The sequence below is a fragment of the Candidatus Avelusimicrobium caledoniensis genome (assembly GCF_902756455.1).
In the GTDB taxonomy this organism is placed as follows: Bacteria; Elusimicrobiota; Elusimicrobia; order Elusimicrobiales; family Elusimicrobiaceae; genus Avelusimicrobium; species Avelusimicrobium caledoniense.
This window is the reverse complement of record NZ_CACVRB010000004.1, coordinates 41,502-62,130: the sequence shown is the minus strand read 5'-3', so window position 1 is coordinate 62,130 and position 20,629 is coordinate 41,502. Positions and strand designations below refer to the sequence as shown.

Below are 20,629 nucleotides of genomic sequence, written 5' to 3'. Positions count from 1 at the left end.
CTAGAAGGCGTTTTTTTATGCCCCGCGCGAGCGGGGCATTTTGCCTTCTAGGTTTGAATCGGACTCCCACCCCTTTAGGGGCGCCGGAGAAATGCAAGACGTGCTTGTAGTGAGAGTGCTCTTTCGTGTGTTCCCTCGCCCCTTGCGGGAGAGGGTGGCCGAAGGCCGGGTGAGGGGTACAACAGAACAAAGAAATAACTTTATTGATTACCCCTCATCGGTTTATTCGGACTTCGTCCGCTAAACCACTTCCCCCGCAAGGGGGGAAGACATTTTAAAACACATTTTTATGTCAGGGTAAACCCTGACCTACAAAAGCTAATAATGGCACAGAAAAAGGCCGGGGCTTCTGCCCCGGCCTAAGAACATCTTCACACGTTAGTTTAGTGGGAACACGTACAATCCCACGTACCCGTCACACAAGAACAATTCTTCCAGGTGCCCCAACTGCTACACCCGCAGGACCAAACCGTTCCCGACGGGCAATTGTGATTTATTTCCGCATAGTAGAAAGAGAACATCCGTCCTTCTGCGTTATACGTACCCCAATTAGGGTTCCACGTATCATCAAAGTCCTTTTTGATTGCTGCGGGTATAACATACCCGTTTCCGCCGATGTCCGTAGAAGGATAGCACCCGCAGTTACCCGAGGATATACAGCATGAACCGCTCGGTTTGTTACTTTCCGAACAGCCGTTGTAGATGGGCGTACAAGCACCGCAACCGTCATAGTGATATTTCCAACCATAAGTCGCCGTACAAGACCACTGTTGCGTTCCGGGATAACCGTTCGTACAAGTACAAGAGTTCGCACTCGGAGCCGTGCCACAGCAAGATGAGGTCGGGCTACAAGCAGAGTATGCTTCACTGCCCGTTTTCCATTTCTTGGTGGCAGTATTACAATAGTGGGTTTTCTTACCGCAGTTAGACGGATACGAACTATCCGGCGTACAAGCCACGTTAGGATCGTTGGCTGTACATTCTATGGCAGAACAGTTAGACGTGTTCCAGGAAGTTTCACAGGTCTCAGTACCGTCGGAATTACATGTACACGTGCGAGTCTTTTGACCCGTATACCCCGAGCCGCACGAAGCGGTTTCTGTGCGGGTTTCTCCGGCGTTACAACGGCAGGTTTGGGAAGAATTCCAGTAACCGTTATTGCCGCAAGTTCTGATATACGTACCGGCATAACCGTTGGTAGTACAACTGCCGCCCGTCTGTGTCTGAGATGTAGCCGTACAGTTACCGTACGTCCAAAAGCCGTTAGCATCACACGTTTTCGTTTTTTCACCACACTCGTTACAAGCTACGGAATCGCCGGTTTGGCCGGGCACACACTCTAAGGTTTGGCATGCACTTTCATCCGATGCGGTAATTTGGGCACCGGTCCACGTCCATGCATGGTTAGAACATACTTGCTGTTCCGTACGGGTAGCACAATTGGCAGGGCCTTTTCCGTTGGGGGTATAGTTTACCTCACGCAAAGAAGCGGCACTTCCGCCGACACATTCGCCCCATTCCCACATACCCGTTACGTTATTGCAAGAATGTGTACGGGTACCCGTACAATCACAAGCTACGGAAGTATCACCTGTTCCGTCGTCATCACACGTATCGGTCGGCCCACACTCTAAAGAGGAAGTCATATAGTCCGCTTTGGCCATAAGTTCCGTACGTGTCGGATAGTCTTTATTTAATTTACTGCAATAATCTCCGTCACAGCTGATACGGCCGTCGGCAATAGACGGCATCTGCAACGTGTATCCTTTGTCTTTACTCGTCGCTTTGATGCGCCGTCCCGTCAACGTATACGTAAAATTATTAGATTCTGCTTTGGACGTATCGCCCGGCACAGAAGCCAATTTGATATCCCCGTTCTCTATAAACGGTGTAAAATCTTTCGTATATATCTTGTTTAGTGAACAGCGTTGCTCTTGTTCCGTGCGAATCGCCGCCATCACTTCTTCCGCTTCCGTCGTTTTGCGGGTTTCCATTACTTTGTTGAATTTCGGTAACACCACCGCCGACAGAACACCAATTACAATTACCACAATCAGCAGTTCTGTTAGCGTAAATGCTTTCTTTTTACTATTCATGATTCCTCCTCTAATTTCCCCGGCACGACGCCGGGCCCCATAGTGGGAGGCAACGGCAGACGCGCCCAAAGGCCGTGCCTTTAAGCGCAAAACGCTCCTCCCTCACGACAGGGCTGACACTAACAATGTATCAAAAGCTATCTTTTCTGTCAAGGTATTTAGAAGAAAACCGCCCCATAAATAAACAGAGCGGTTTTACATAAGATGAGTAATTAGTTTTAGGGCAAAGGCCGCTGCGAAGGATCTTTTTCTTCGGTCGGATGAATTTGGTCGGCCACTTCGCGGTAAACGGCAAAATCGCCGCGCCCGTGTTGCTTAACCACATACAATGCTTGGTCGGCTTTTTCCAACAACTCATTGGCCGTGGCTCCGTCTGCCGGGAAAGAAGATATCCCTTGGCTGATACTCAAATGCTCCGGTTCCACCGCATTGCGGTCCGGCAACACCACTTCACTAATGCGTTCTTTTAAGCGGCGCGCGATGACTTTGGCCTCTTCGCTATTGGTACGCGGAAGCATAATCATCATTTCGTCTCCGCCAAAGCGGCAAGGCACATCCGTCTGGCGCAGAGAAGAGCGGATAATTTTGCTGACGGCTTTTAACGCCCAATCGCCAATTTGGTGACCGTGCTTATCGTTAATTTGTTTAAACCAATCAATGTCCATAATAATTAACGAGAGCGACAAACCAAAACGTTTAGCGCGGTAGATTTCTTCGGCAAATTTTTCGTTGAAATAGCGGCGCACGGGAAGTTTAGTCAGTTCGTCGTAGTTAGACAATTCCTGTACCCGCTCAAACAAGCGCGCGTTATCAATAGTAAGCGCCATTTGGGTAGCAAACTGTTGGAGTGAAATAAAGTCCAAATAGCCAATTTTCCGGCGGGACAAGATATTATCAAACGTCAAAAAACCTACTTTGGTGCGCTGTACTTTAAGCGGCAAATAAATCACACTGCGTTTGGCACGGTACGTGGCGGAAGAATCAAACACTTCTTTTAAAATTTGTTTTTCTTCTTCACGCAAACTATCGCCGGATTCGTGCGTAACCTGACCGGAAATATCCACCCCCAGCACCGATTTGATACGGGTACCGTCGGAGTTAGTAAGATACAAGTGTACGCGGTCAAAATGGAAATAGCGTTGCACCCCTTTTAAAATCAGCTCCAGTCCGTCGTTTAACCGCAAAGACGACGCAAAAATAGTAGACAAATCGTTCAGGGCCGTAGATACACTTAAGCGTTGGTTTTTAGCTTGATCAATTTCCGTGTTATGTAAGTTGTGCGAAATTTCCGCACCTAAATCTTTAATTAAATCAATTTCCGCGTCGGTAAACACACGGTTTTTGCGGAAACGTTCTAAGCGAAGCACCCCCACTTTTTCGCGCATGAACGAGTGGACTTCCCCCGCTTTAAGCTCCATAGACGGGCGCAACCACCGAATAAGCACATAAAGAGCGGGGTAGCTTAAATCGGTCGTTTCCGCCACACCTTGTTGTAATAACTGGCGCAAGAAAGCCGGCTCGTTAGCCACGGAAATATCTTCCTGCATATCCATACAATATTCTTTCTTGCACATCATTTTAAGCGACAAAATCGCCCGTTCCTGTTGCCAGTCAAAAAAGTAGACACGGTCCAACTTAAATAAATCGCGCAAGGCCGGCAAAGCGCACTCCAACAATTCCCGTTTATCTTGGAACGATTGGTTAATTTGTTTATGGAATTTATAAAGCGTGTAAGATTTTTTATCAAACATATCTTATCCCTTATAGATAGAAAGCAATAATTCAATTTCCTTAGCGGTCATATCCAGCTCGCGGTCCAGCGATGCCTGCGTAAACCGATGCTCCACAATTTGGGCCGCACACATGGCCAGTACGCGTTTTAAAATCTCCATAACTGTTCCCATAATGACCATATTAGGGAGTATATGGGAGGATGCCAAAATTTCCCGGTATACCTGCAAACGCGGCGCGGAAGAAATTAACGATTCAAACGCTTCTTCAAACGCCGGAAACGCCTCAATCATGCGGCTGTAGCGAAGTTGGATATCGGGCCGGGCGCAGAACTTAATAAATTTAAGCGCGTCTTTTTTATGTTGGGAAAATGTACTGATAAAGAAATTCATACCGGATAAATACGCCGCCGATTGTTCCCCGGCTGCCGGCACAGGTAGCGTGCGCACGCGCATACCGCGTTGGGCACTAAACATACTGATACCTTGTTTGCGGGAAATCATCATACTGGCCTTGCCGGACATGATCGTCCCGAGCGAGCCGCGCTCGCGCAAGATAGGCATATACTCTTTTAACGCCAGCGTCACATAATCGTGCAAGGCCTCTTTAAATTCTTTGGAACCGACCAATGTAGCGGCCCGGTCCTCGGTAAAGAAGTTAAGTCCGCGGCTCCACATACACGGCAAGGCATTACGCATAGAAAGCGAGCCGCGCCAATCGCTATTTTGCATGGGGTAATAGCCGGGCACTTCGCTAAACTCTTTACGCAGTGCCTCGCAAGTAGTAAGCAGGCCCGACCAGGTTTTTAAATCTTCCTCGGGGTGAGAAGACACCCGTTTGAGATGGTCGGCCCGGTAGTGCAAAGCACTCAGATCAAACCACCACGGGTACGAATACATATCTTTGGTACCGGGTTGGTAGCAATTTTCTTTAAGCGGCACTAAACAATCGGTCAGCGAAAGTCCGGGATCTAATTGCGATAGATTTTCAGCAATACCGGCTTTAACAATCAAGGCCGTCCAGTAATGCGGAATTTGGATTAAGTCCGGCATTTCTTCATGGGTGGGGTCTTTAAGCGTAAAAATACGCCGCCACAGCACGTTGCGCGTAAATACGCGCACCGACACCTCAACAGACGGATTCTCTTTTTTAAAGAGTGCTACTAACGTAGCATAATCTTCCATCGTTTTCGCGCCCGAATCAGGCATAACCCATAAAATCATATCTTACCCCAATTACGTACTTTCCGGTTTGGGTCAATGTTAATATCCGCGCGCAGCGGCTGACCCGTTTTCTCTGCGTATTGTAACTTTTTATAAGCACAAAGTGCAATCATAGCGGCATTATCGGAGGATAATTTACGCTCTACAAAATGCACGTGCACCCCTTGCTTACCGCCGCGGGCCTGCATCTCTTGGCGCAGTAGCGTATTAGCCGCCACCCCCCCGCCTACGGCAATATGTTTAACTTTATATTTTTTAGCGGCTAATAATGTTTTAGTTACAAGCGTATCTATCATGGCTTGTTCAAAACTGGCACACACATCGGGCACGCTGACTGTTTTATGATCCCGCAGGTAATAACTAACCGCCGTTTTGATACCGCTAAACGAAAACTCCCACGTACCGGGCAACAACGGGCGCGGAAACGCAATCGCATCGCGCCGACCTAACAGGGCTTGTTTAGACACTTGCGGCCCACCCGGATAGGCAAGCCCCAAGAGTTTGGCTACTTTATCAAAGGCCTCGCCCGCCGCGTCGTCACGCGTGCGGCCCAACACTTTATATTCGCCATATCCTTTGACATACCACAACTCCGTATGTCCGCCGGACACAATCAAAGCAATCAGCGGAAATTCAAGCCGCTCTTTAGCTTGCGTTCCTTCAAAATCACACGCAAATAAATGACCTTCCAAATGGTTTACGCCGATAAGCGGCACTCGTTTAAATTGGGCCAATGTTTCGGCGGCTACCCGTCCAACCATAAGCCCGCCGGGAAGTCCCGGCCCGCTGGCAAACGCCACATAATCAAGCGGCCGATCGCCCAACGCTTCGGAAATGACCGTGGCAATTTTGGCCGCGTGCGCGCGGCTGGCCAGCTCCGGCACGACGCCGTGGTACTTTTTGTGCTCGTCAATTTGGGAATAAATCACGTTGGTAATTAGTTCGCTGCCGCCTTTTAATAAGGCCGCAGACGTTTCATCACACGTAGATTCTATCCCTAAAATCGTAAAATTATTTTTCATCTTCTTCTGTTTTTTCTTCTTCCGGTGTTTCGGTTTTTTTAGTTTTGTCGGCTTTACGTTTAGCCGCTTCTTCTTTGCTTTTGGCTTTGGCGTCTTCTAATTTTTCTTTACCTGTTAAAATAGAAACCGCTTTATCTAACACCGGGTCCTTGGCTTTAAATTCCAATACCGGATCTTTTTTCCCGGGCACGTATACCACATCGCGGTACGGCTCAAATACTTTAATTTCATCTTTGGGTTTGACCGGTACTTCAATATCCGGCCAAATACCGCCTTCGTCGGCTTTTTCTTTGTTGCGGTAGTCGCGGTGAATCAGTTTGCCAGACGGCGTATAATAGTGAGCAATCGTTAAGCGTAACCCGGCCCCGCCGGCAAGCGGCATCACTTGTTGGACACTGGCTTTGCCGAAACTGCGTGTTCCCACCACAAAGGCCCTTTCGTGATCCTGCAAAGCCCCGGACACAATTTCGCTCGCGCTGGCTGAACCCTGATTAACGAGCACCGCCATCGGCAAATTAGCATACGTCCCATCGGAAACGGTTTTAAATTCCTGGTAATACTCCGGTTTGCGGCCCTGCGTGTAAACAATCATCTTATCGCCCGGTAAAAACAGTTTGGCAATATCTACTGCCCCGGTTAACAAACCACCGGGATTAAAACGCAAATCTAATACGAGCGACTTCATCCCTTGTTTTTTCAAAGACGTTAACGCCTTTTGCACTTCCTCTAAACTGTGTCCCGAAAAATCTACCATATATAAGTATCCGACATGCTCCGGCAACATACGGTAGTAAACCACTTCGGGTACGATTTTTTCGCGTTTCAAACGGATATCGGGAATTTTTTGATATTCCCCGGTTTTTTCGTCTTTGCGGCTGAGCGTCAGCTTAACTTTACTACCCACCGTACCGCGCATGAGTTCCACCGCTTCGTCCAACTCCATATCGGAAATATCTTTATCATCTACAAATAAGATACGGTCTTGCGGCATAATGCCCGCTTTAAAAGCCGGCGTACCCGGCATGGGGGTCATCACCGTTACAAAACCGTCCTGTTTTTGCAAGCGGATACCTAACCCGCCAAATTCGCCGCGGGTATCGTTCTTTAGGTTTTTGTAATCTTTGGGATCTAAGTATTGGGAAAAATCGTCCAATTCCCCCACCACCCCGCGAATCGCGCCTGAAATAAGTTTATCGGTATCGGTACGCTCTACATAATTTTCCTTCACAAATTCTATTACGTCCACCAACACGCGAAGTTGCTTTAAACTGCGCTCCGCCGCCCCGTAAGCATACGGAAACAGCGTTCCCACAAAAAAGATAACAGCGGCCAACACCGCGTAACGGTTTAATTTTTTTTCTTTCATAATTCCTCTTATTCTAACCAAAGCAACGGATCAACCGCCGTGGTGCCTTGGCGTATTTCAAAATAAACAGCACTCTGCCCGGTGCCGGAAGAAGCTTGTGTATCTTGTCCGGCGGTACCCAGTACGCCCTGTTGCGGCAGTTTATCGCCTACGGCAACTTGAATTTCCCGCAGGAAACCGTAAATCGTAAAGAACCCTTTATTATGGTCCACAATTACTACATTACCATAGGACCGAAACGGCCCGGCATAAATAACGCTACCTTGTTCTACCGTGCGCACGGGCTCGGCACTGCGCGCGGCAATTTTGATACCGTCGCGGAAGATCCACGTATTTAAATCAGCCCGGTATTCTTTGCCAAATTTGCTGATCACTTGGCCTTTTACCGGCCACGGTAAACTGTTAGGCGCGGCTGAAATTTGCGGGCCGGTGCCCTGTTTGGCAGATGCATTTGCTTGTTTTTTGGCGGCGGCCTTGCGTTTGCGCTCAAACGAGGCCAACAAATCATTTAAGGCGGCGGCAGATTTATTAAGCTCGTTAATTTCCTTACGCACGGCGGCCGCTTTTCGTTTGGTTACATCCAAATCTTGTTTTTTCTTATTAAACGATTTGGAAATAACTTGTTGCTCTTCGCTGATGCGTGAGCTTTGCGCCAGTAACTTTTTGTTACGTTCTTCAAACGTATGGATACGGTTTTTGGCTTCCTCATTAGCCGCTTGTAAAGCCGCGGTAAAGACGGTTTTATGCGTGAGCATACGATCCACAAAAATGTCTTGCTCTAAACTATATCCGCCCACACACAGCGGACAATCCGGCGTAAAATAATACTCTTCCAATTCCGCGGCAGACACGCCTTGCCACATCGGGATACTGCGCTCCAACGCGGCACGTTTTTCTTCTACGGAAAGTAAATTTTGCTCCAACGCGGAAATATCCGACTCTACTTTATTTTTTAACTGTTGTGCACGCACTTTTTGATTTTCAAGTGCGGTCATTTCCTGTGAAATTTTTTTCTCTTGTTCGCGGTATTTTTTGAGTTCGCTTTCCTTTTGGGCGGCTTCTTTTTTGAGCCGCTCAATTTCGCGTTTATGATCGGCGGCATTGCCCGCTTGCAACGGGCCGGCCGCTCCTAAAAACACTAAAAGAAAAACTAAAATCTTTGCCATTTTGACAACGTCCACCCAAAAAGCCCGCAAAATACAACGAGTAAAATTTCAAGTGCAGGCGACACAAACTGTTGCACGGCCTGCGATAAAAACCCGGTGGGATACACCAGCAAAGCCACCAACACCATAGCCGACAATGCCGCCAATATCCCGGAAAACATACCGCTTACAAAATGGCTCACGCGTTTTTTGCTTGGGTATGCTTCCACCAAAAACATAAAAGCCAAAAACAGTAACAGTGCCAGTAACATCGTCGTACGCAACAATTTGACGCATAAGCCCGTCATAAACACCAGTTGGGCGTGCTCTTCGTTATAATGCGGCATAAGTTCCTTATATTCGGCTACCAAATTGGCTACCAGCGAAGATACGTTTCGCACCGCCGCCGGCGTCAAACGCAGTTCAAAATACGCCGGCATTTTATTGCGCCCCATTAAGAGCAATGACTCGGCCAGTTGCGGGTTCTGACGCTCCACCACCGCAAGCGCATCTTGCGAAGAAAACAATTTTACCGAGGACACATCTTCTTTTTGGTTAATCGTTTCGCCCATTTGGGCCAACATGGCGTTATCGGTTTTTCCGTCCACCGTTAAAATCACTTTAAACGAGTCAGCCAACTCCGTATAATACTGACTTAACCGCGTATCCGCCAAAAGAAGTGTTTGCCACAACAGAGCCACCGCAAACACCAACAAAAATAACCGCCGGTGTAGGTGGAGTCCTTGTTTAGCCGTTTTTCCGTTTCCGTTCTTGGACGAAGAAACTTCTTCTTGTGTCATGGTCCTTTAACTCCCGGTTAAGCAATCGTTTTACGGTAAAGCTCCAAATACGTCCGGGCCGATTTATCCCACGATAAATCTTGCCGCATCGCGTTGCGAATCAACCGCAACCATAATTTTTTATCTTCAAATGTTTTGAATACTTTATCCAACGTTTGGCATAAACCTTTCTCGTTAAACGGCTCAATGAAAAACCCGGTCGCGGTTTCTTCGTTTGCGCCGTCGTACCCTTTGACCGTATCCACGAGTCCGCCCACGCGAGAAACCACCGGCAACGTGCCGTATTTCATGGCAATTAACTGCGAAAGTCCGCACGGCTCAAAGCGAGACGGCATTAAGAAAATATCCGCTCCCGCATAAATACGGTGCGCCAGTTCTTCATCTAAACGTCCGTGGTAACTGACGTGGCCCGCGTTGTTGCGAGCCAAACTTTGAAAGGCCTTTTCCAACATCGGGTCACCCGTACCTAAAATGACAAATTGGGCGCGGTTTTTATATTTTTCCACGATATTGACCACTAAATCAAGCCCCTTTTGATAATCTAACCGCGACACAATACCGATAAGCGGTTTTTTGGGGTCGTCAGCCAGTTTGCATTGTTTTTGTAGTGCCTGCTTAGCCGCGGCCTTGCCCTGCACCACTTCTACCGTATCGTAGCCCAGCGGCAACACGGGGTCTAATTCCGGGTCCCAAATTTCGGTATCAATACCGTTTACGATACCGCAGAAATGATTGCTGCGCGCACGCAACAAACCCTCTAAGCCAAAGCCCATAGATTTATCGCGTTGGACTTCGCGCGCGTAGTTGGGGCTGACGGTATTGATGTTATCGGCAAATACGATACCGCTTTTTAAGAAACTGATACCGCCGTAATATTCAAATTTTTCGGGCGTATAATCCACCGGGTGGAAACCCGCCTTACGGAAGGTAGAATACGGATAGTGCCCCTGATAAGCGATGTTGTGAATCGTGTATAAACTGCGGGTGCGCGTATAGAAAGCGTCTAATTTGTAGACGGTTTTTAAGTACGCGGGGATCAGCCCGGTTTGCCAATCGTGGCAGTGAATTAAGTCCGGCCGGAAACCGATAAACTTGCACCCTTCCAATACCGCGCGGCTAAATAAGATAAACCGCTCATCGTTGTCGGCAAATTCGCCGGTGCGGGTGCGGTAGAGTTCGGGGCGGTCAAAATACTTGCGGTTGCCCACAAAAAACACGAGCACATTTCCCCAGTTAATATACGACAAAGAAACCTGTTCAATCTTATCGCCGATCGGCACCAAATACACACCGGGCACTACTTTTAAAGACGATACCCGCACAATGTTGCGGTAATGTGGCAAAAAGAGCAATACTTTATTGCCTTTGCGCGAGGCAAATTGTTGGCACAGCGCGCCAACGACGTCGGCCAACCCGCCCGTTTTACAAAACGGGAACGCTTCACTGGCGGCTAAAACGATATTCATAATTATTTTTCCTCCTGCGGTTGTTGTGCTTCGGTTTGTGACGAAACTTCTACTTCAGCCGCGGACGTTTCGCCCGACTCGGACGACGCTTGCGGCTGCGGCGCGGCAGGTGCCGTTTCTAACGGCAAATCACCCTCCTGCGGCGCGGGTGTATTATCTACAAAAAAATCTCCGCGGTTGTAACTGTTACGCTTGAAGAACGGGTCCACTTCCGTGCCTAATGCTTGCAAGCGTTCCTCGGGGTCTAATTCTTCCAGCGGGATAATCGCCGGCTCGGCGATCGGCGGTAGCGGTTCGCCAAACGGCAAATCTTCTTGTTTTTCGTGCACGTTTTTAGCGGCAAACACTTGTAAATCGGGCAGTTCGGCCAGTTTATTGAGCCCGAACATCCGTAAAAATTCGTCGGTCGTACCGTAAACCATGGGGCGGCCCACCGTGTCTTTTTTACCCACCACACGCACGAGCGAACGCTCCAACAAACGCTCAAGCGGCCCGGCCACATCTACGCCGCGGATGGCTTCCATTTCGGCGCGGGTAATGGGCTGTTTGTAAGCGATAATGGCTAACGTTTCCAAGGCGGCGTTGGAAAGTTTGGTCGTCATTTTTTCGTTATAAAGTTTGCGTACCCAACGACCATATTCGGGCTTGGTAGACATTTGAAACCCACCGCCGATTTCCACAATCTGCATCGCGCGGCCTTGGGCGGCATATTCATCTTGCAACGCGGTAATCACTTCGCGAATTTGTTTGACGTTTGTGCCGTCAATGACGTCGGCCAAGCGGCCGGGTTTGACCGGACGGTCGGTAATAAAAAGCAAGGTTTCCACAATTTTCTTCAAATCGTCGGTTTGCAATAATTCCTGTTCATTTTCTTGCGCGGGGGCTTGCATCTCCTGCGAAGAAGACTCGGCTTGCGCTTCCAAATTTTCTTGCGGCATTACATTTTGTTCTTCTTGGCTCATACATTCTCCGATTTGACGGTCTCGTCGTTACCGTGCATAAGGGTTTTAAAATCTTTGTCTTTATTTTCAGGGTTTAAATAGATACGGATTTGCCCTTCCTGTTCATCTTGCCGGGCAAGTAATTTCTTAATTTTAATGAGCTCCAACAACGCCATAAAGCAGGTGATAATACCACGCTTTTTGGTTTCGCCCACAAAAATATCGTCCAAAAGCACCCACGTGCGGTTTTTAAGCATATCCACTACTTTTTGCATTTTTACTTCAATAGGAAATTCTTCAATTTTTAACAGTTCAATGCGTTTGCGTTCATCCAACCGCTCAAATGCACGCTTAACGGCGGCAAGCAAATCAAACATCTGCACGTTGATGACTTTTTCCCCGCTGTCAAAAATAGGTGCCGAGCGATAAAATTTATCTTTATTTTCTTCTAACTTTTGGTTTAAATAGGTGCTGGCCTCTTTGTATTTTTGATATTCTACCAGTTTGGCAATTAACTCTTTAGCCGGGTCCGGCCCCTCATTTTCCGACGTAGGGGCTTGGCTGGGCAATAAAGTTTTGGCCTTAATTTGCATCAGCGTACTGGCCATCACCAAAAACTCGCCCGCCACTTCCAAATTCAGTTCTTTCATTACATTTAAGTAATCTAAGTACTGTTTGGTAATTTCGGCAATGTTGATATCGCACACATCTAAATTGTCTTTTTTGATAAGGTGCAAGAGAAGGTCCATCGGGCCTTCAAAGACGTTAATATGTACGTTAATTGCCGCCGGAGCATTTATCATTTAATCACCCGCATTACTTTTTTAACTTTGGTTAAAGTGGCCGCCGCGTTAGCGCGCGCTTTCTCTTTACCTTCAGACACGATTTGCGCCAGTTGCGCTTTATCCTGTTCAAATTCTTTACGCCGCGCGGCAAACGCCGTCAGTTCCGGCTCCATGAGTGCAAAGAGTTCCTTTTTGCACGCCACACAACCTAAAGCCCCCGCCTTGCACTCTTCACAACGTTTGGCACAGTTGGGGTTGTAAATCTTGTGGAACGCATACACTACGCAACCGTCGGGGTTGGCAGGGTCGTTGGCTTTTTTCTTGTTGGGATCGGTAAACATCGTCATTACTTTTTTGCGCACGCTGTCTAAATCTTCCCCCAGCGAAATAGCATTGTTATATGATTTAGACATTTTCCGCCCGTCAATACCCGGCACACGCGCTACGTTTGTATATAAAGGCCGCGGCTCGGTAAAAACTTGTTCGCCGTAGATTTGCTCAAAGCGGCGCATTAAGTCGCGCGCGATTTCCAAATGGGCGGTCTGGTCTTGCCCGACGGGTACAAAAGACGCCTGTTGGATAAGAATATCCGTTGCCATTAGCACGGGATAGCCCAAAAAGCCAAAACAGGAAATTTCTTCGTCGCCGGCGATAGAGGCCAGTTTCTCGCCGAGTGATTTTTCGTCTAATTGTCCGGCGTATTTTTGTTTAAAAAGTTCTTGGAGTTGTTCTTTATATGTCGGGTTTCTCAGTAACCACCCTAACGGCGTAATCATGCCAAGCAAGGTATTTAGTTCACTTACTTCGGGCACGTCCGATTGAATAAAAATCGTGCATTTTTTCGGATCTAGCCCGGCGGTCAGCCAGTCAATAAGCATAGCTTCACTATTGGCGGCTAAATTTTCGGTTTGCTCATAAGCAGTTGTTAAAGAGTGCAAATCTGCCACGAAGAAAAAGCAGTTGTATTTATCTTGCAGTGATACCCAATTTTTAAGGGCCCCGTGGAAGTTGCCCAAATGGAGTTTGCCCGTGGGGCGCATACCGGAAAGTACAATTTTTTGATCTGTCATAAAAAGTCCTCTATAAAATTTGACTAATCAGCGTCAGCACCAGCGTGGCCGGCGGTACGATTAAAAACCGAATCACGCCCGTTAGAATAAGTCCAATCACAATCCACATCCCGTAACGGCTGAAAAACCGGTCGTAAGCGAGTGCGGTATTGACGGGCAACAACGCCGTAACAATGCGCCCGCCGTCAAGCGGCGTAATGGGCATTAAATTAAATACGGCGAGCATTACATTTACTAAAATGCCGTATTGCAAAAACACAAACATGCTTTGCACGGTGTTTGCCGATAAAACACCCTGCAACAAAATAACAATTTTAAGCATAATAGCAAAAATAACAGCCAGTACCAAATTGATCGCCGGCCCGGCCAACGCCACTTTGCCCATATCTTTACGTGGCGAGGGCAACCGCAAGGGGTTAATCGGCACAGGTTTAGCCCAACCGAACATCGGCATCCCGGTAAAATAACACAACAACGGCACACCGACTGTACCGACGGGATCAATGTGTGGAATAGGGTTTAACGTAAGCCGCCCGGAATAATACGCGGTAGTATCGCCCAAGCGGTAGGCGACGTAGCCGTGGGCAAACTCGTGCAAGATGATAGAGAAAAACAAAATCGGTATAAAAAACACGAACTCCATATATGGTATATTCTACTAATTTATACCGCTTTATGCACAGTAAGCAAGGGATAAATTTAATACAAAAAGGTTATAGCGTCATAATATGCTACTAAATTTATCAAATTATCAAAAGCATACAAATTTTTAAAACCAATAAACGTTGTTATTGCCAAAGTTAGGATCGGGGGCCGTTTTATGGGTAACCTGTTTACACAAATTATGCCCCAACTCATCATTTGCGTAACAAGCTTTTTTGCCGCCTTTCCACCGGGCGTCTTGTTCGTTGTGCTGAAAACCGACCAACAACAGCTGCAAACCGGGCAAGCGGGAATCTGTTGCCCGTATTGAATTAGGATTACCTCCGTTTATCCCGTTTAATTGTATTTCTAATTTCCATCCCGACGGATGATTCATAGTCCAGTACGTTGCTTGTGCGCGATGCCCTTCAAAATCAATATCTAGTTCGTCCCAATTTCTCGTATATACCCCGTTGGCTAAATAATATCTTTCTTCAGCTTGAGCAACCGCATTTGTCATGGTAATTAGTTGCGTCATGCGTGCTTTAGCGACGGCCAATTTATATTGCGGCACAGCCACCGCGGCAAGTATGCCGATGATGAGAACGACAACTAATAATTCAATAAGCGTAAATGCTTGTTTGTTTTTCATACAACCTCCTTTTTATCATTAAATAAAATATAGCAAAAAAAAAAACGATGTCAAGCTTTCTTCGCTTTTCTGACGGCAGAAAAGCTAGCAAAAGACCGCCGCCCACGCTAGTAAAAAGCAGTTAAAACGAGAAAAATTTATAAACTCGCTACGCTCAAACATATAAATTTTTTACTCGTTTTAACGCTTTTTAACAGCTCGCTATCGGGCGGGAAAACAACAGGAACAACAAAGAGTTTGTAGGTCGGATGTAAATCCGACGTTTTCAACAAAGTAATATATTGTCGGACTTACGTCCGACCTACAAGAGCTGGCATCGGAAAAGCGGACGGGGGTTGACAAATCAAAAAAAAAAACGATAATAAAGGGACGCAAAAAACAAAGGAGCAAACAATATGAAAAACAACCAAGCATTTACGCTTATTGAATTATTAGTTGTCGTTCTCATCATCGGCATTTTAGCCGCCGTGGCTCTGCCGCAGTATCAAAAAGCGGTTATGAAAAGCCGATACGCCGCATTAAAACCTTTAACCCAAAGCATTGCACAAGCACGGGAAATATATTATTTAGCAAATAACTCATACAATTGCACTTGGGAAGAACTGGCTATTGACACTCCGGGAACAACAAACACTGCAAACGCTCAACAACGTGTTTTTAACAAAAACAACGTCTGCACAATGGCTACCGAGTATATTAACTGTTACAATTATCAAATCAAAATGGGGTACCGGATCTATCATACGCCGAAAGGCCGACGTTTATGTGTAACAGGTGTTGGGGATGCCAACGCTTTACAAAGCCAGATTTGCAAGCAAGAGACCGGAGCAACCGTCCCCTTTGCCCAAGCCAGTGCGGAAACAGATTGGGCTTACAAATAACGAATTAGTTACATCAAGGCCACGAGACCAAAAATTGCTCAAATGGGACAAATTGTTTGCCCCAAAAAGTAACAAATAACCCCTAGGACACAACGAGATCCTGAAATGAGTTCAGGATGACGTCCTAGGGGTTATTCGTGCGCAAAACAAAAGTTACGAACAGCCGTTATTATTTCTTCAACTGTTCCAATACTTTGGGCAGTATCTGCGTCGCATCGCCCACCAACCCATACTTACACACATTAAATATCGGGGCATTGGCGTCTTTGTTAATACCCACAATGACGTCGCTGTGTTCAATACCGACTACGTGTTGTACCGCGCCGGAAATTCCACACGCTACATAGAATTTAGCCGCAATTGTAACACCGCTTTGTCCGATTTGTTTATCTTTTTCTTTAAGGCCCAAATCAATCGCCGCGCGGCTGGCACCTACGGTGCCGCCCAGTTTCCCGGCTAAATTTTCAAGTAAATCAAACCCGGCCTTGTTTTTCATACCGCGGCCGCCGGCAATAACCACTTCGGCCTCGTCTAATTTTACACCGCTTGCGGGCGGGTCAAACTGCGTGCTGACCACACGCACTTTGGCGGCCTCGGCGGGTAAGGGCATCATTTCCGCAACCACTTGCGCCATTTTACCGGGCGCGGACACTACTTTTTTAAACACATTGGGACGCACGGTAGCCATTTGCGGGCGGTAGTCCGGGCATTTAATATCGGCCATAATGTTACCGCCGAAAGCAGGACGCGTTTGAATTAAATTTCCGTCTTTGATAGCTAGCCCCGTGCAATCGGCCGTCAGCCCCACAAAAAGTTCCGCCGCCAACCGCGGGGACAAATCACGCCCGATAAAGGTGGACGGGAAAAGCACCACGCTGGGGTTATATTTTTTAATAAGCGTGCCCAAAGCGTTAGCGTACGCCGCCGTATTATATTGTGCATACGCGGGCGAATCTACCACATAAATTTTATCCGCGCCGTATTGGGAAATTTCCGCAAAGAACGGCGAAACATTACTGCCGATAACGACCGCGCATAATTCTTCGCCTACTTGGCTCGCCAGTTCGCGCCCCTTGGACAATAACTCACATCCTACCGAACGCACATGTTGGGTTTTTCCGTCGGTACCGATTTCCACAAACACCCACACGCCTTTATAAGAAGATAAATCTTTTTTAGCCGCTGTGCTGGCGGGCAAAGATAACGCACCCACCGGGCATTGGCTTACGCACGCGCCGCACATGGTGCACGCATTAGAGGCTACCGCTTTGCGGTTTACTAAAGAGAGTGCCCCAAACGGACAGACGGTGGTGCACTTACCGCACCCGACACAATTTTGGGAAATCTGAATCATTTGACAACACGCTCCTTTTTCAAAATTTCTACAAATTTATTGGCCAGTTCCACCGCCGAGCCGGAAAAGATTTCGCCTTTAACGCGCGACGGCGGCGGGAAAATACGGTCCACCCGCGTGGGCGAACCTTCCAGCCCCAACTTATGCGGGTCCGCGCCGATGTCCGCATCCGTCCACGTACGGATGACTTTATCTTGTGCTTTATGTGCCGCCAAGAAAGACGGATATTTGGGCGCATAATCAGCCGGCATCGTCATCGTAACGAGCACGGGCAAATCGGCTTGTAAAATTTGGTGGCCGCCTTCTATAAGTTTTTTGACGACAACGGTGTTTCCGTTTGCGTCAATGCCTTCGCAAAACGTAATTTGCGGGATGTTTAAATGATACGCCATTTCGGGGCCGGTTTGTGCCGTATCACCGTCAATGGCCATTTGACCGCAAAGCACTAAATCAAATGATCCGATTTTTTTAACCGCCATCGCTAGCGCGTACGCCGTGGCCCACGTGTCCGATCCGGCAAACGCACGCGCGGAAAGCAATACGCCTTCGTCGGCCCCGAGTGCCAAAGCCAAACGCAAAACAGCCGTGGCTTGTTGCGGGCCCATGGATAAAACGGTTATTTTAGCCCCCGTTTTAGCTTTAATGGCTAATGCTTTTTCCAACGCATAATGGTCGTACGGGTTTAAAATGCTGGGCACGCCCGCACGGATGAGCGTACCGGTTTTCGGATCTACTTTTACTTGGGTAGAATCGGGAACTTGTTTAATACAAACAATAATATGCATACTTTATCCTATTTTTTGAAAATCTCACGCAGTTTGGCAGACACAGTGTCCATATCGTCAATGAGTCCGCGCATTTTGTCCTCAATACCGACGAGGTTGACCGCTTGGCTCAGCTCAGCGGTGTTGATAGCCGGGCACGTACCTAAAATCAGGCGCAAGCCCTCGCTGGCCGTTTTAAACGCACTTTGGCGGGCATTGACGCGTGCCATGGTGCAAAGCGAGTTTAAGTCAAAGCGGCTGCCTTCGGTAATAATTTTACTCGCGCATTGGCGCGTAAACACAGCGGCCACTTCCATTTCGCTGATAAGGTCGCCGAGCATAAACGTAACGTATTGGTGGCGGGTGAGTTTGTTAGCGCGGCAATCTTCCAAAATGCGCGCCAATGCTCTAAACCCAAGTGCCACACTATCCGCCCCTACATCGGGGTTTTGGGCGTGCAAGGCATCAAACTCGGCGGCTTGGTTTAGATAATATTGGCCGCGCGATTTTAAATGTTCTTGCCAACGTCCGCGGAAAATCGTCATTTCCAATACTTCGCTTGTACCCTCATAGATACACGTAATTTTGACATCGCGTTTAATTTTTTCTACGGCAAATTCTTTGGTATAGCCAAAACCGCCCATGGCTTGAATAGCATCTTCGGCGGCTTTATTGCCCGATTCGGTGGCGTAAAGTTTAGCAATCGCCCCTTCGGTAGCCAACCCGTGATTATTGACTTCTAATTGTTTAGCCGTCCAGTCAATGTAAGCGCGCGCCGCTTCAAAACGGACGTAATGCGGCGTGATGAGTTTTAACATAAACCCTTGTTTTTGCGCTAAAGGGCCACCGGCTTGGATACGTTGTTGGGCATATTCTAAGGCGGTTTCTACGGCTTCTTCGCCGCCGCCAAGCCCAAACGCCGCCACCATTAAGCGCGTATAGCCAAACACGGCCTGCGCTTGCAAGAAACCTTGGCCTTCTTTGAGTCCGATTAAATTTTCCGCCGGAACATATACCTCATCAAACGCCAGGCCCGCCGTGTTAGACAAACGGATCCCGTGTTTGTCTTCGTGCACGTCTTGCGTAAAACCGGGCGTACCTCTTTCTACAATAAACCAACTCGGTCCGCCGGGAGCAAGCGCGAGAACGGTGTAAATATCGGCAACGCCGCCGTTGGAAATCCACATTTTGCTGCCCGTGATTTTGTAGCCGACTACTTGCCCATTTTGCACAACGTGCTCGGCGCGGGTGCGCAAGGAAACAAGGTCACTTCCGGCATCGGCTTCCGTTGCGCCGTAGGCGACCAGTTTATTTTCTTGTGCAATTTTCTTAAACCATTTGGCTTTTTGCTCAGGTGTGCCGCCGACGTTTAGCGGGTCGCTCCCCAAAAACGTAGCAAATACGCCGGTAGCGATACCCAAATCAATGCGGGCAAGTTGTTCGCACACGCGGTAAATTTCGGTAGTTTGGCCGCCCAGCCCGCCGTATTCTTCCGGGATGAGCAGTAAATGCACGCCCAAGATATCGTGGTCGTACATTTCTTTTAAGATGTCTAAAGGAATTTCATTTTTTGCGTCGTGCTCACGCAAGAGGTTAAAGGATATGCGGTTTTTTGCGTATTGTTTCAGACTATCCAACATTAAATTGCGGGTAATCAAATCGTTCTTTGCCATTTGGTTCTATCTCCCAAAAAAGAATATAGTATATTGTACTATTTTTGGGAGACAGGAAAAAGGCATCGCACTTAGAACGAACAAGATTGAGCGGAATAATACCGTCCGTCACCGGTAGTACTGGGAGAACCCGAACAATGTAGAATTTTCACGCAATAATCACCCGCGTTTCCGGTAAACACTTTTCCCGTAGAAGTTCTTTCCACACACGCCCAAGCACGGTTTAAATTCATATTAAACCCTGTCCCTTCGTATTTTCCGCTGATACGGCCTAAATAGATAGATTTGTATAAGGCAACGGAAGGATCTTTGTAAATTTGCAAGGACCAAGTACCATTAGAACGAGTATCTTTTATGTAACCGGCCGTACTCCATTTTTCTGTACCCGTCCACGGGATTTCTACGGCGAGTTCATCAAAACTATCGGGCCACTCCCCACTTGAGAGTTCATAGGTTTTCGCGGCTTGATAGACCGATTGTAATAAAGATATTGCCTCTCTGCTACGTGATCTTTCCACCGCTTTTTGATATTGCGGCACAGCCACTGCGGCAAGTATACCAATGATGAGAACAACCACAAGCAGTTCTATTAGTGTAAATGCCTTGTTATTATTAAATAAAGGCCTGTCATCCCGGAAATTTGTAATCCGGGATCTTCTGATTTTCTCTCGCTCGTTAACCATCCCATCAGAAACAAAAATACGAAGATCCCGTGTAACGACCTCACGGGATGACAACTTTTTTTTATAACATCTTTCCTTTTTCATAAAAACTCCTCCTTTTCATTTGGGTATAACAAAATTAAATCAAAAAAAAAAACGATGTCAAGCCCCCTTGCCGGGGGCAGGCATTTTGGGAGTCAACTTGCACTTAATTGGAGCCACACTGTTTTTGTTATGTTGCTTTGTGAGGTATCGACGATAAAATAACGTCGTTTGACTTCCCCCCCTGCGGGGGAAGTGGTTTGGCGGACATCGTCCGAACAAACCGATGAGGGGTAAATAGTAAAGTTATTTTC

Annotated in this window: 18 protein-coding genes; 1 reads left to right on the top strand and 17 read right to left on the bottom strand. The window is 47.5% G+C overall.

The window, feature by feature from the left end:
• Window positions 1-383: 383 nt before the first annotated feature.
• The 13 genes from ACQY2W_RS01640 to ACQY2W_RS01580 all read right to left on the bottom strand — a co-directional run bounded on the left by ACQY2W_RS01640 (window position 384) and on the right by ACQY2W_RS01580 (window position 14,939).
• Window positions 384-2,096 carry a type IV pilin protein gene (locus ACQY2W_RS01640; protein ID WP_428048840.1) on the bottom strand — a complete coding sequence of 571 codons (1,713 nt, stop codon included), beginning with the start codon at window positions 2,094-2,096 and terminating at the stop codon, window positions 384-386.
• A 218-nt stretch (window positions 2,097-2,314) separates the two neighbouring features.
• Complete coding sequence (locus ACQY2W_RS01635; protein WP_428048839.1) at window positions 2,315-3,847, bottom strand: GGDEF domain-containing protein; 1,533 nt, start codon at window positions 3,845-3,847, stop codon at window positions 2,315-2,317.
• A 3-nt stretch (window positions 3,848-3,850) separates the two neighbouring features.
• Window positions 3,851-5,050 (bottom strand): extracellular solute-binding protein, encoded by a 1,200-nt coding sequence (locus ACQY2W_RS01630; protein WP_428048838.1) that lies wholly within the window; start codon window positions 5,048-5,050, stop codon window positions 3,851-3,853.
• Window positions 5,047-6,072 carry a tRNA (adenosine(37)-N6)-threonylcarbamoyltransferase complex transferase subunit TsaD gene (gene tsaD, locus ACQY2W_RS01625; RefSeq protein WP_428048837.1) on the bottom strand — a complete coding sequence of 342 codons (1,026 nt, stop codon included), beginning with the start codon at window positions 6,070-6,072 and terminating at the stop codon, window positions 5,047-5,049. Before tsaD ends, ACQY2W_RS01630 begins: the two co-directional genes overlap by 4 nt.
• Window positions 6,062-7,438 (bottom strand): S41 family peptidase, encoded by a 1,377-nt coding sequence (locus ACQY2W_RS01620; protein ID WP_428048836.1) that lies wholly within the window; start codon window positions 7,436-7,438, stop codon window positions 6,062-6,064. Before ACQY2W_RS01620 ends, tsaD begins: the two co-directional genes overlap by 11 nt.
• Before the next feature lie 8 nt (window positions 7,439-7,446).
• A complete protein-coding gene (locus ACQY2W_RS01615; protein WP_428048835.1) occupies window positions 7,447-8,604 on the bottom strand; it encodes a murein hydrolase activator EnvC family protein in 1,158 nt (385 codons plus the stop codon).
• On the bottom strand, window positions 8,589-9,383 hold the full coding sequence (locus ACQY2W_RS01610; protein ID WP_428048834.1) for a hypothetical protein: 795 nt from the start codon (window positions 9,381-9,383) through the stop codon (window positions 8,589-8,591). Before ACQY2W_RS01610 ends, ACQY2W_RS01615 begins: the two co-directional genes overlap by 16 nt.
• A gap of 17 nt (window positions 9,384-9,400) precedes the next feature.
• Window positions 9,401-10,849, bottom strand: a complete 1,449-nt coding sequence (gene glgA, locus ACQY2W_RS01605) for a glycogen synthase GlgA (protein WP_428048833.1) — start codon at window positions 10,847-10,849, stop codon at window positions 9,401-9,403.
• 2 nt (window positions 10,850-10,851) lie between these two features.
• The gene (gene scpB / locus ACQY2W_RS01600; RefSeq protein WP_428048832.1) at window positions 10,852-11,811 is read right to left on the bottom strand and encodes an SMC-Scp complex subunit ScpB; all 960 of its coding nucleotides are present in this window, start codon (window positions 11,809-11,811) and stop codon (window positions 10,852-10,854) included.
• Entirely contained in the window at window positions 11,808-12,593 is a 786-nt protein-coding gene (locus ACQY2W_RS01595; RefSeq protein ID WP_428048831.1) for a segregation and condensation protein A, read from the bottom strand. The genes scpB and ACQY2W_RS01595 overlap by 4 nt, the downstream gene beginning before the upstream one ends.
• The gene (gene trpS / locus ACQY2W_RS01590) at window positions 12,590-13,645 is read right to left on the bottom strand and encodes a tryptophan--tRNA ligase (RefSeq protein ID WP_428048830.1); all 1,056 of its coding nucleotides are present in this window, start codon (window positions 13,643-13,645) and stop codon (window positions 12,590-12,592) included. Before trpS ends, ACQY2W_RS01595 begins: the two co-directional genes overlap by 4 nt.
• A gap of 10 nt (window positions 13,646-13,655) precedes the next feature.
• On the bottom strand, window positions 13,656-14,288 hold the full coding sequence (locus ACQY2W_RS01585; protein ID WP_428048829.1) for a site-2 protease family protein: 633 nt from the start codon (window positions 14,286-14,288) through the stop codon (window positions 13,656-13,658).
• Window positions 14,289-14,414: 126 nt separating this feature from the next.
• A complete protein-coding gene (locus tag ACQY2W_RS01580) occupies window positions 14,415-14,939 on the bottom strand; it encodes a type IV pilin protein (protein ID WP_428048828.1) in 525 nt (174 codons plus the stop codon).
• 395 nt (window positions 14,940-15,334) lie between these two features.
• On the opposite strand from ACQY2W_RS01580, the gene ACQY2W_RS01575 reads away from it, so the two are divergent.
• Window positions 15,335-15,820, top strand: a complete 486-nt coding sequence (locus ACQY2W_RS01575; protein ID WP_428048827.1) for a type IV pilin protein — start codon at window positions 15,335-15,337, stop codon at window positions 15,818-15,820.
• A gap of 169 nt (window positions 15,821-15,989) precedes the next feature.
• On the opposite strand, the gene ACQY2W_RS01570 is transcribed toward ACQY2W_RS01575, so the two are convergent.
• The 4 genes from ACQY2W_RS01570 to ACQY2W_RS01555 form a co-directional block, all read right to left on the bottom strand.
• On the bottom strand, window positions 15,990-17,174 hold the full coding sequence (locus ACQY2W_RS01570; RefSeq protein ID WP_428048826.1) for an FAD-binding protein: 1,185 nt from the start codon (window positions 17,172-17,174) through the stop codon (window positions 15,990-15,992).
• Complete coding sequence (locus tag ACQY2W_RS01565) at window positions 17,171-17,959, bottom strand: electron transfer flavoprotein subunit beta/FixA family protein (protein WP_428048825.1); 789 nt, start codon at window positions 17,957-17,959, stop codon at window positions 17,171-17,173. Before ACQY2W_RS01565 ends, ACQY2W_RS01570 begins: the two co-directional genes overlap by 4 nt.
• Window positions 17,960-17,967: 8 nt before the next feature.
• Complete coding sequence (locus ACQY2W_RS01560) at window positions 17,968-19,611, bottom strand: acyl-CoA dehydrogenase family protein (protein ID WP_428048824.1); 1,644 nt, start codon at window positions 19,609-19,611, stop codon at window positions 17,968-17,970.
• 71 nt (window positions 19,612-19,682) lie between these two features.
• Complete coding sequence (locus ACQY2W_RS01555) at window positions 19,683-20,378, bottom strand: type IV pilin protein (protein WP_428048823.1); 696 nt, start codon at window positions 20,376-20,378, stop codon at window positions 19,683-19,685.
• Between the last annotated feature and the right edge of the window lie 251 nt (window positions 20,379-20,629).

What these genes read in the sequence shown, in the direction of transcription:
- ACQY2W_RS01640 (WP_428048840.1), bottom strand. Translation starts at nt 2,096, where the DNA reads ATGAATAGTAAAAAGAAAGCATTTACGCTAACAGAACTGCTGATTGTG.
- ACQY2W_RS01635 (WP_428048839.1), bottom strand. Translation starts at nt 3,847, where the DNA reads ATGTTTGATAAAAAATCTTACACGCTTTATAAATTCCATAAACAAATT.
- ACQY2W_RS01630 (WP_428048838.1), bottom strand. Translation starts at nt 5,050, where the DNA reads ATGATTTTATGGGTTATGCCTGATTCGGGCGCGAAAACGATGGAAGAT.
- tsaD (WP_428048837.1), bottom strand. Translation starts at nt 6,072, where the DNA reads ATGAAAAATAATTTTACGATTTTAGGGATAGAATCTACGTGTGATGAA.
- ACQY2W_RS01620 (WP_428048836.1), bottom strand. Translation starts at nt 7,438, where the DNA reads ATGAAAGAAAAAAAATTAAACCGTTACGCGGTGTTGGCCGCTGTTATC.
- ACQY2W_RS01615 (WP_428048835.1), bottom strand. Translation starts at nt 8,604, where the DNA reads ATGGCAAAGATTTTAGTTTTTCTTTTAGTGTTTTTAGGAGCGGCCGGC.
- ACQY2W_RS01610 (WP_428048834.1), bottom strand. Translation starts at nt 9,383, where the DNA reads ATGACACAAGAAGAAGTTTCTTCGTCCAAGAACGGAAACGGAAAAACG.
- glgA (WP_428048833.1), bottom strand. Translation starts at nt 10,849, where the DNA reads ATGAATATCGTTTTAGCCGCCAGTGAAGCGTTCCCGTTTTGTAAAACG.
- scpB (WP_428048832.1), bottom strand. Translation starts at nt 11,811, where the DNA reads ATGAGCCAAGAAGAACAAAATGTAATGCCGCAAGAAAATTTGGAAGCG.
- ACQY2W_RS01595 (WP_428048831.1), bottom strand. Translation starts at nt 12,593, where the DNA reads ATGATAAATGCTCCGGCGGCAATTAACGTACATATTAACGTCTTTGAA.
- trpS (WP_428048830.1), bottom strand. Translation starts at nt 13,645, where the DNA reads ATGACAGATCAAAAAATTGTACTTTCCGGTATGCGCCCCACGGGCAAA.
- ACQY2W_RS01585 (WP_428048829.1), bottom strand. Translation starts at nt 14,288, where the DNA reads ATGGAGTTCGTGTTTTTTATACCGATTTTGTTTTTCTCTATCATCTTG.
- ACQY2W_RS01580 (WP_428048828.1), bottom strand. Translation starts at nt 14,939, where the DNA reads ATGAAAAACAAACAAGCATTTACGCTTATTGAATTATTAGTTGTCGTT.
- ACQY2W_RS01575 (WP_428048827.1), top strand. Translation starts at nt 15,335, where the DNA reads ATGAAAAACAACCAAGCATTTACGCTTATTGAATTATTAGTTGTCGTT.
- ACQY2W_RS01570 (WP_428048826.1), bottom strand. Translation starts at nt 17,174, where the DNA reads ATGATTCAGATTTCCCAAAATTGTGTCGGGTGCGGTAAGTGCACCACC.
- ACQY2W_RS01565 (WP_428048825.1), bottom strand. Translation starts at nt 17,959, where the DNA reads ATGCATATTATTGTTTGTATTAAACAAGTTCCCGATTCTACCCAAGTA.
- ACQY2W_RS01560 (WP_428048824.1), bottom strand. Translation starts at nt 19,611, where the DNA reads ATGGCAAAGAACGATTTGATTACCCGCAATTTAATGTTGGATAGTCTG.
- ACQY2W_RS01555 (WP_428048823.1), bottom strand. Translation starts at nt 20,378, where the DNA reads ATGAAAAAGGAAAGATGTTATAAAAAAAAGTTGTCATCCCGTGAGGTC.